Annotated in this window: 10 protein-coding genes; 8 read left to right on the plus strand and 2 right to left on the minus strand. The window is 42.7% G+C overall.

What is annotated here, in order from left to right; translation table 11 throughout:
• The 4 genes from GPK88_RS15130 to GPK88_RS15145 form a co-directional block, all read left to right on the plus strand.
• Window positions 1–380 (plus strand): RNA-guided endonuclease TnpB family protein (locus GPK88_RS15130; protein ID WP_215708003.1); only part of this gene is annotated, 380 nt, incomplete at its 5' end.
• A 164-nt stretch (window positions 381–544) separates the two neighbouring features.
• Window positions 545–1,477: an AEC family transporter gene (locus GPK88_RS15135; RefSeq protein ID WP_173763214.1), complete on the plus strand. Its 933-nt coding sequence runs from the start codon at window positions 545–547 to the stop codon at window positions 1,475–1,477.
• 85 nt (window positions 1,478–1,562) lie between these two features.
• The gene (locus tag GPK88_RS15140; protein ID WP_173763215.1) at window positions 1,563–2,831 is read left to right on the plus strand and encodes a M18 family aminopeptidase; all 1,269 of its coding nucleotides are present in this window, start codon (window positions 1,563–1,565) and stop codon (window positions 2,829–2,831) included.
• Window positions 2,832–2,848: 17 nt separating this feature from the next.
• Entirely contained in the window at window positions 2,849–3,658 is an 810-nt protein-coding gene (locus GPK88_RS15145) for a Cof-type HAD-IIB family hydrolase (RefSeq protein ID WP_148448595.1), read from the plus strand.
• Between the two features lie 66 nt (window positions 3,659–3,724).
• Here GPK88_RS15145 and GPK88_RS15150 read toward each other — a convergent pair whose 3' ends face one another.
• On the minus strand, window positions 3,725–4,669 hold the full coding sequence (locus tag GPK88_RS15150; protein WP_173763216.1) for an AEC family transporter: 945 nt from the start codon (window positions 4,667–4,669) through the stop codon (window positions 3,725–3,727).
• 150 nt (window positions 4,670–4,819) lie between these two features.
• Here GPK88_RS15150 and GPK88_RS15155 point away from each other — a divergent pair, with 150 nt between their 5' ends.
• The 3 genes from GPK88_RS15155 (at window position 4,820) to ilvC (ending at window position 7,638) form a co-directional block, all read left to right on the plus strand.
• On the plus strand, window positions 4,820–5,860 hold the full coding sequence (locus tag GPK88_RS15155) for a tyrosine-protein phosphatase (protein ID WP_173763217.1): 1,041 nt from the start codon (window positions 4,820–4,822) through the stop codon (window positions 5,858–5,860).
• A gap of 164 nt (window positions 5,861–6,024) precedes the next feature.
• Window positions 6,025–6,522 (plus strand): acetolactate synthase small subunit, encoded by a 498-nt coding sequence (ilvN, locus tag GPK88_RS15160; protein WP_015526774.1) that lies wholly within the window; start codon window positions 6,025–6,027, stop codon window positions 6,520–6,522.
• Between the two features lie 96 nt (window positions 6,523–6,618).
• Entirely contained in the window at window positions 6,619–7,638 is a 1,020-nt protein-coding gene (gene ilvC / locus GPK88_RS15165) for a ketol-acid reductoisomerase (protein ID WP_173763218.1), read from the plus strand.
• Between the two features lie 179 nt (window positions 7,639–7,817).
• Here the strand turns inward: ilvC and GPK88_RS15170 are convergent, their stop codons facing one another.
• Complete coding sequence (locus tag GPK88_RS15170; protein WP_173763219.1) at window positions 7,818–8,708, minus strand: LysR family transcriptional regulator; 891 nt, start codon at window positions 8,706–8,708, stop codon at window positions 7,818–7,820.
• A gap of 231 nt (window positions 8,709–8,939) precedes the next feature.
• On the opposite strand from GPK88_RS15170, the gene GPK88_RS15175 reads away from it, so the two are divergent.
• Complete coding sequence (locus tag GPK88_RS15175; RefSeq protein ID WP_173772668.1) at window positions 8,940–9,908, plus strand: hypothetical protein; 969 nt, start codon at window positions 8,940–8,942, stop codon at window positions 9,906–9,908.
• The last annotated feature ends 123 nt before the right edge of the window (window positions 9,909–10,031 follow it).

Below are 10,031 nucleotides of genomic sequence, written 5' to 3' on the forward strand. Positions count from 1 at the left end.
TTTCCAATCAAAGAAAAGACTTCCTGCATAAGCAGTCAAGGCAGATAGCCAATGCTTATGATTGTGTATGTATAGAAGATTTGGATATGAAAGCAATGTCACAGTCGCTGAATTTTGGAAAATCTGTTTCAGATAACGGCTGGGGAATGTTCACAACATTTTTGAAATACAAACTGGAGAAACAGGGTAAGAAGCTTGTGAAGGTGGATAGATTTTTTGCAAGCAGCCAGACCTGTTCTGTTTGTGGTTACAAAAATGCAAAAACGAAAAATCTTGCCCTGAGAGAGTGGGATTGCCCGCAATGTGGAACCCATCATGATAGAGATGTAAATGCAGCGATAAATATCAGAAATGAGGGAATGCGTTTGGTAATTGGATGACCTTAAATAACATAACACAACCGTGGGACACACGGGGATAGCTCGCTTATGCTTAGCACAGTAGTGCTATCGAACGAGAACCAAACTTGCCGAGGCTGGGAAGCCCTCACCTCTATAGGTGGGGGAGGATGTCACGCAACAGAGCAAAAGAGGGGAATTGAAAAATGAACACATTAACAGTTTTACTACAGCAGATCGGAATGTTTGTGATCTACATTATCACAGGCGTGATCCTGATTCGCACAAAAGTACTGACACGGGAGAATCTGGAGATTATTTCAAAAGTAGTGATCAAATTGTCACTGCCGGTGATGATTTTTATCAATACGGTAAACGGAGTGGATCGGCAGACGTTTTTTTCTTCCCTGTCCATCCTTGGGATAGCGGCAGTGATGTACGTGTGCCTGCTGATCCTGGGCACTTTATCCGGAAAAGTATTTCGTCTTCAGGGAGAACATCTGCAGCTATACCGCGCAATGACTGTATTTGGAAATGTGGGATTTATGGGAATTCCTATTGTTGTCAGCATATATCCGGAAAAAGGAATGCTGTATATGGCTGTTTTTACAATCATTGATCAGTTAATGTTATGGACTCTGGGAGTAAAGCTGACTTCCTCAGAAAAAGAAGGCGGGGCTTTTAATCCGAAAAAACTGATCAACCCTGTGACAGTTGCCATTATTCTGGCACTGATCTGCGTGTTGACAGGAATCCGGATTCCGCTTGTTTTAAATACGGCACTTCAGAAGATGGGGGCGACGGCAACACCGCTGGCAATGATCTATCTGGGAGGTGTTTTTGCCTGCATTGATGTGCTGAGCTTTATCAGGAAACCGGATTATTATGGAATCACATTGATAAAAATGCTGGTATTTCCAGTGCTTTTTTATATCCTGTTAGGCTTTGTACATATTCCGGCGGATATCCGGATGACTATGGCGCTGACTTCTGCCATGCCTGTGATGTCATCGGTGGTAATGATGGCAAATGCTTCCGGATCGGATGGAGATTATGCAATGGGAGGAATTGTGGTTACTACATTATGTTCTGTCCTGACCCTTCCTGTGGTATCCTGGATCTTTCAGGTGCTGGGGTAAAAGTATTGCTCTGAAAAAAGTTTTGCCGTATAATGGGCAATAGCAAAACGGTCCGGCGATCCGGGCCGGACAGAGGAGAAATACTATGTACGAAGAGACAACAGAGAAACTGCTGGAATTTATCAGCAAAAGCCCTACAGCCTTTCAGGCAGCAGAAGAGACAAGAAGACGTTTTCTGGAGGAAGGCTTTACAGAACTGAAAGAGGAGGAGAGCTGGAACCTGGAAAAAGGCGGAAAATATTTTGTCATGAGAAATCATTCTGCGATCATCGGATTTTCCATTCCAGTCAATGACTGCAGAAGATATCATATCATTGCAAGCCACAGCGATTCCCCGTCTTTTAAGATAAAAGAAAACCCGGAGATGTCTGTAAACGGAGCGTATGTGAAACTGAATGTGGAGCGGTACGGAGGAATGATCCTGTCTACCTGGTTTGACCGTCCTCTTTCTGTGGCTGGCCGCATGATCATCCGCAAAAATGGGAAAATCCTGGAAAAACTTGTAAATATTGACCGGGATCTTGTCATGATCCCAAGTCTTGCCATCCATATGAACCGGGATATTAACGGAGGCTATCATTACAATGTCCAGAAAGATATGCTTCCATTGTACAGTGGCAATGGTGAAAAAGGAAACTTCATGCGGATGCTGGCGGAAGAGGCCGAGGTACGTCCGGAGGATATTCTGGGTCATGACCTGTTTCTTTATAACCGGATGCCCGGAACAATCTGGGGATCCCGGAATGAGTTTGTTTCCAGCCCAAGACTGGATGATCTGCAGTGTGCTTTCGCTTCACTGGAAGGTTTTCTCCAGGCAGATAAGAAGAAAAATATTACAGTCCACTGTGTACTGGATAACGAAGAAGTGGGCAGTACCACAAAGCAGGGAGCAGCATCCACATTCCTTAAAGATGTGCTGTTTCGGATCAATCTGGCCCTTGGGGGAGATCAGGAAACTTATCTGATGGCCCTTGCGGAGAGTTTTATGATCTCTGCGGACAATGCACATGCGCTTCATCCGAATTATACAGACAAGGCAGATCCTGTAAACCGTCCGGTGATGAACGGTGGAATCGTGATCAAATATAATGCCAATCAGAAATATTGTACCGATGGGATCTCCACAGCGATTTTCAAGGAACTCTGCAGAGAAGCAGAGGTGCCATATCAGACATTTGTGAACCGTTCCGATATTGCCGGCGGATCTACTTTGGGAAATATTTCCAACACTCAGGCAGCTATGAATACGGTAGATATCGGCCTTCCTCAGCTGGCCATGCATTCCGCTTATGAGACAGCCGGAGTGAAAGATACGGAAAGTCTGATCCGTGCGGCAAAAGTATTTTACAGATAAGAGCGGAGGATATGAAAATGAGCAGAAAAGCAGTATTTTTTGATGCAGACGGAACTGTCTGCGATATGAAAAAAGGCGTGCCGGACAGTGCCATTGAAGCCATCCGTTCGCTGGTAGATAATGGACATGAAGCATGGCTCTGCACAGGAAGAAGCCGGGCTTTTGTCTCCTGGTATCTGGAGCAGATTCCTTTTACCGGAATGATCAGTGCCTGTGGATCGACCATTGAGAAAGACGGGAAGAGACTTTTTAACAAAGAGATGACACCGGAGGTTGCAAAACTTTCCGTGGAGGTTTTGAGAAAATATGGGCTGATTCCGGTAATGGAAGGCGCGGATTTCATGTACTATGATAAAGAGGAGTATACCGATGAAGTAAACTGGTATGCCAGTCTGATCACAGAATCTCTGGGCGATAAATGGAGACCGATCCGTGGAAATGAGGACTGCATGCGGATCAATAAGATCAGTGCAAAAATGACCGCAGGATGTGATGCAGAGGCTGCGTTGTCCATTTTGTCAGAATACTATGATATCATTCGTCATGAGGGCAGCAGTTCATTTGTTGGAAATACCATTGAACTTGTGCCAAAAGGATTTAACAAGGCGGTGGGAATCGCGGCAGTGATCCGCCTGTTTGACATTCCGTGGGAAGATACCATTGTTTTTGGAGACAGCAACAATGACCTGGCTATGTTTGAATACGCTGCAACAAAAGTTGCCATGGGAAATGCCTCCCCGAAGATCAAGGAACTGGCAGACTATGTTACGTCCGATATGTTCCATTACGGAATCCGGGATGGATTGAGATATCTGAAGCTGATCTGAAAATAAAAAATGCTGTGGAAAATGTTTTATGTACATTTCCACGGCATTTTTGCGTTATGATAGTGTTCAGATCAGCCCCAGGCTTTTGCAGAGAAACAGCCAGACTGTCAGGGTAAAGGCACTGAACAGTGTGGTGAGAAGCACAACTCCCGAAGAAAAAGAGCCTTCATGTCCCATATTTTTTGCCATGACAAAGCAGGTAACTGTACTGGCAGATCCCAGCATAATGATAATGGAAACCAGTTTGTCCTTTGTAAAACCGCATCGGATGGCAAGGGGCAGAAAAAGAGCTTCATAACCGATCAGTTTCATAAAGGTACAGGCGACGGATGCTTTGAGCCTGGAAAAAACTTTCCCAAAATGAAGAGATCCACCCATGGCCATGAGACCAAGAGGAGTAGCAGTTTTGGCAAGATTGCCTACGGTAGAGTCCAGGATCTTCGGAAACGGAAGGCGAAGAAGAGACCAGAGTGTACCGGCAACAATACCGAGAATGATGGGATTGGTGACAATGCCTTTTAAAGTACGCTTCAGAACAGTTCCATCCAGCTTTCCCTGATCCGGTTTAAAGACAGAGAGAACTACAACGGCCATCACATTATAAAGAGGTACACTTGCAATGATCATCAGCGGTGCCATGCCTGCGTTTCCATAAAGATTCTGGATAACTGCAATGCCCAGAATAGCGGCGCTGCTGCGGTAAGATGCCTGGATAAACTCGCCCCGGATATCAGATGGATGAAGGAGCCGGGACAGGAATACGGAAATCATGATGCTGAGGGAGGTGATCAGAAAACAGAAGATCACCATTTTGGAATCCCACGCTTCATAGATATCGATCTTGGCGATATCCTGGAACAAAAGGGCGGGCAGTGGGATGACGAACACGAATTTGTTCATGCGGTTGACAAATGCTTCATCAAAAAGTCCGATCCTACGGAAAAAATACCCGAGGAGCAGGGTGAGAAAGATGGGCACGGTAACATTGAGACAGAAAATAAGATTGTCCATAAAAAGAAAGCCTCCCTGAGGTAAAATATCTTCATTTATTATATCGAATCCTCGAAAATTGTCAAACGAGGTATACGGGACTGTAAAATTCTGGTATGATAAAAAGTGTTGCAAAAAAGCAGCACAGGGGTTGAGAAGGAGAAAGAAAAAATGAGATACGGAAAAATACGGATCGAAGACGGCTTTTTTGTATTTACCAGACATATGATGCTTAACAGTCTTCCGTGTAAGGATATCCTCTGGGCGTATATGCGCCGGGAAGGAGCAGATAAAACCGGTGAAAAACAGCTGATCATCAACTATCTGGTAATTATAACCAGGCGTCAGAAACGTTATAAATTTGATATGACAGAACAGGAAGTACAGGACTGTCTCCGGCTTCTGAAAGTACTGAATCCGGATCTTGCAGTTGGTTTTCCAAAAGGAAGCAGGCTTCCGCTTCAGAATCTTCCAAATACGAGAGATCTGGGTGCTTTGATGACCGAAGATGGTTTGCACATTCTTCCCAGAAAACTTCTGCGTAGTGGTGAGATTTATCATGCTTCCATAGCAGATACCAGGATTCTTTCAGAAGAATATAATGTCAAAACAGTGATCGATTTCCGGTCTGCGGCGGAAGTAAAGAAAAAACCGGATGATATTATGGCAGGAGTAGAGTATTATCATATTCCGATCCGTGATGAAGAACGCAGCGGAAACAGCTTTTTTGAACGTGTGATGTCCTGCTACGGAGATGGAGAACGGTATATGAGGGAACGGTACCGAAGCCTTATTACAGATGAATATTCCCTGAAACAATACGCGCGCTTTCTGGATGTATTGCTTCATGTAAAGAATGGAGCCGTTGTTTTTCACAGTACCACAGGAGAAGACAGGACAGGAGTCGGAACAGCACTTTTGCTCTTTGCTTTGGGTGTACCTAAGGAAACGATACGAAGGGATTATATGCGGTCGAATTCATGTCTGGAAGATGAACTGAAATATATGCGCAGGCTTTACCGGGCAGACTGGCCGGAAAACAGCCGAAAGCTTGCAGATCTGAAAGCCTTCTATCAGGTGAAGGAGTCTTATATCAATACAGTTTTTGATGTCATCGAAAAAGAAAACGGAGGAATTGAAAGATTCCTTCGGAAAAAACTCTATCTGACACCAAAGGCATCCGAGGAGCTTAAGAAAAAATATCTGATCTGAGGATAAAAACATTTCTTATCATCCTGAAGGAATTTTGCAGGAAATTTTGATTGACAAAATTTTCGAAGTTGTTATAATGGTAAGAAAGCAAGGGTTTATTAGATTAAAGCGTTAACTGACGAAGTCGGTTTTCTATACATAAAAGTGTTGAAAGCAGGTGTATTATGGAAAAGAGAATACTATCCATCCTTGTGGATAATACCTCCGGAGTCCTTAGCCGTGTGGCTGGTCTTTTCAGCCGCCGTGGATATAATATTGACAGCATTACCGCAGGAGTGACTGCAGATCAGAGATATTCCCGTATGACAGTTGTCTGTGAGGGAGATGATCAGATGCTCCAGCAGATTACCAAACAGCTGGCGAAGCAGGAAGATGTACGGGATGTTAAGGTCCTTGAACAGGACGACAGCGTTGCCCGTGAGCTGATGCTCGTCAAGGTTGCTGTGAAGCCGGAACAGAGACAGGGAGCTCTTTCTGTTGCAGATATCTTCCGTGCCAAGGTGGTGGATGTAAGTAAGGATTCTCTTATTATGGAGATGACCGGAAGCCAGAACAAGCTGAAGGCGTTTGTGGAGCTGATGGCTGACTATGAGATCCTTGAGCTTGCAAGAACAGGAATCACAGGTCTGTCACGAGGCAGTGACGATGTCCGTTACCTGTAAATTTTTTACATATGTTTGCTAGGAGAGCAGCCACTCTCTTAACGATAAATAATTTTTATGAAGAAGATGTGATGAACATCAGAGGAGGAAAGCAAAATGGCAAATAAGATTTTTTACCAGGAAGACTGTAATCTCGGATTATTAGATGGTAAGACAATTGCGATTATCGGATACGGAAGCCAGGGACATGCACACGCACTGAACCTTAAAGAGTCTGGATGCAACGTAATCATCGGTCTTTATGAAGGAAGCAAATCCTGGAAAAAAGCTGAGGAGCAGGGCTTCGAAGTATATACATCCGCAGAGGCAGCTAAGAAAGCAGATATCATCATGATCCTGATCAACGATGAGAAACAGGCTGCACTTTATAAGAAAGACATCGAGCCAAACCTTGAGGAAGGCAACATGCTTATGTTCGCTCATGGTTTCAACATTCATTTCGGATGCATCAAACCACCAGCATATGTTGATGTTACAATGATCGCTCCAAAAGGACCTGGACATACAGTAAGAAGCGAGTATCAGGCTGGTAAAGGTGTTCCTTGTCTGATCGCTGTAGAGCAGGATGCTACAGGTAAAGCTCAGGATATCGCACTTGCATATGCACTTGGAATCGGCGGAGCAAGAGCTGGTGTTCTTGAGACAACATTCCGTACAGAGACAGAGACAGACCTCTTCGGTGAGCAGGCTGTACTTTGCGGTGGTGTTTGTGCACTTATGCAGGCTGGTTTCGAAACACTTGTTGAGGCTGGTTATGACCCAAGAAACGCATACTTCGAGTGTATCCATGAGATGAAACTGATCGTTGACCTGATCTATCAGTCAGGATTCGCTGGAATGAGATATTCTATCTCCAACACAGCTGAGTACGGCGATTACATCACAGGACCGAAGATCATCACAGAGGATACAAAGAAAGCAATGAAGAAAGTTCTTTCCGATATCCAGGATGGTACATTCGCAAAAGAGTTCTTACTCGACATGTCCGATGCAGGTGCACAGGTACACTTCAAGGCTATGAGAAAATTAGCTTCTGAGCATCAGTCTGAGAAAGTCGGCGAGGAGATCCGTAAACTCTATAGCTGGAACGGCGAGGATAAGCTTATCAACAACTAAGCAAAATTTATTGCAAAGCAATAAATTTTGCGCTACTCGAACGAAGCGAAGCGGAGTTTGAGTCAAAAAAGTTACACTTGTAATATAGTGGCATGAAACTTTTTTGTTACTGGCTACTATGAAGAAAACCATCTGGTCATTATGATCAGATGGTTTTTTGTAGTATTTATTTGAATTTTTTACTTAATTCCCTTGTCCTCCCAAAAGAACGGCATAATTAAATCCATATCCACATCTTTCTGTCTGCATACAAATCCGATCTCACGAGGTGGAAAAGAAAATCCTACCGGTACTTCCACCAGTGTTCCTTCTTCCAATTCCTTTTTTACAAAATCCCGAATCACACAGGCAATTCCAAGACCAATCTCCGCAAACTGGATCAAAAGATCCATGGTTGATACTTCCAGAATATGACTCAGCTCCACATGATGTTCTTTCAGCTGTGCGTTTACAGTCTGACGGGTAATATTATCCTCATCCAGCATCATGAAAGTCGCCGCCTGGATCAGCGGTTCATCAGGATAGAGTTTTTTCTGATTTTCCAGATACTGCTGTGTACAGACAAAAGTATCCCGGATTTTTAAGAGGGGATGAAAATAATATCCGCGAAGCTTCTGTGGCCGTCCGATCAGCCCCAGATCAATTTTTTCCTCATCCAGAAGCTGCAGCGTCTGATAAGTAGACTGGCAGGAAATGGTGATGCGTACATGAGGAAAACGAGAGATATATTTCTCAAGATGGGAAAGGAGTACATATCTGGTTAAGGTGGAGCTGGCACCTAGGCGGAGTTTGGGAATGTCCCGGGAGCGGTTGTGGCGAATGGAATTTTCTCCCTCATCCAGAAGGGAAAGAGCTTCTTTTACCTTCTCAAAGAGAAGTTCGCCGTCCGGAGTCAAAGTAACACCCCGGGAACTGCGCTTAAAAAGAATAGTATCGAGATTCTGTTCCAACTTCTGGATCGCCTTGCTGATAGCCGGCTGACTGATATAAAGTTCTCGGGAGCTGTGAGAGATGCTGCCTGTGCGAGCAACCGTATAAAAAATATGATAAAGAGACAGATTGTCCTGCATACAAAGACTTCCTTTCCAAAAAGGGATAGATAGCAATCAAACAGAGATTAGATAATTATAATAGCATAGGATTTATGGTTCGTAAATAAAGAACAAGGAGGAAATCATACAATAACCATAAAATATTATTTTGCTCTAGAATATCTTTGCGATTGCAAATATAATATGGTATATAAGAAATTGTGAAAAAAGTGTGAAATATAACACAATATAATAAAAGGGGGATTTTTTATGAAACAAATGAAAAGGAAACTGGGAATACTGCTATTTGGTATAATGCTTGTATTTGCATTTTCAATTCCGGTTATGGCGAAGAATGTTGCAGAAAAAAAAGAAATTAGTGCAACAGCGCAAAAGGTTGAACATGTTATTGAAAATCAAAATACTCGGTTATTAAACAATAATGTTCCCGCAGGATTAGCCAACTCTATAGAAGATAATATTGTTGAGATGGGGAAATACTCTTCAGATACTCGTTATCTTACAGGAGTTGCACCTCGAGAAAATGATGTAATTACACAGGGCGAAAAATTATACATTAAATTTTATGCAAGGGATACTTGGAAATATTATTATACAAAACCAATAGTTTCTGTTTTTAATGCTAATTCAGACATCGTATATATAAGCGAACAAAACAAGGTATCTCTTTCTGGACAAGATACTTACAGTGGGTATATTTCCTGGAATACAGCTACTGCGAAACCGGGTAAATATTCTGTGTATATTGTAAATGCACCATGCTATTCTGATGGCACATTGCTTAGTGATTGGGCATCTTTTGATTGTCCTTATATTAACACGGAGTTCAAATTAGCAGCTAAGCCAGTACATAAACATACATATGGAAAATGGAAAACTGTGAAGTCAGCAACTGTTTTTGCAACAGGTAAAAAGGTATGTAGTTGCAAATCATGTGGAAGTAAAAAAACACAGACTATTCCAAAATTAAAGCCTACAATTAAACTTTCTGCAACCAAGAAGACGATCGGAAGAAATAAATCTTACACATTAAGTATTACTAATCTTGCGAAAGGTGATTCCATTAAGTCTATTAAAAGCAGTAAGACAACTATCGCAACGATAAAGAAAGTTAAAACAAATCAGTACAAAATTATTGGAAAGAAAAAAGGAAAATCTACGATCACAGTTGTTTTGAAATCTGGTAAGAAAGCTACCTGTACAATTACAGTAAAATAATGTAGAGAAAAATGGCGGAGAGCAGTGCTTTCCGCCGTTTTAATTGTGTGACAGTAAAAATAAACCCCCTGCTATGCAGGGGGAGGGAAGATCTTTAGATATAAGTAATCTCCTGTGTTAAAA

Origin of the sequence: Blautia sp. MCC269 (assembly GCF_018785655.1) — a bacterium.
Taxonomy (GTDB): Bacteria; Bacillota; Clostridia; order Lachnospirales; family Lachnospiraceae; genus Blautia_A.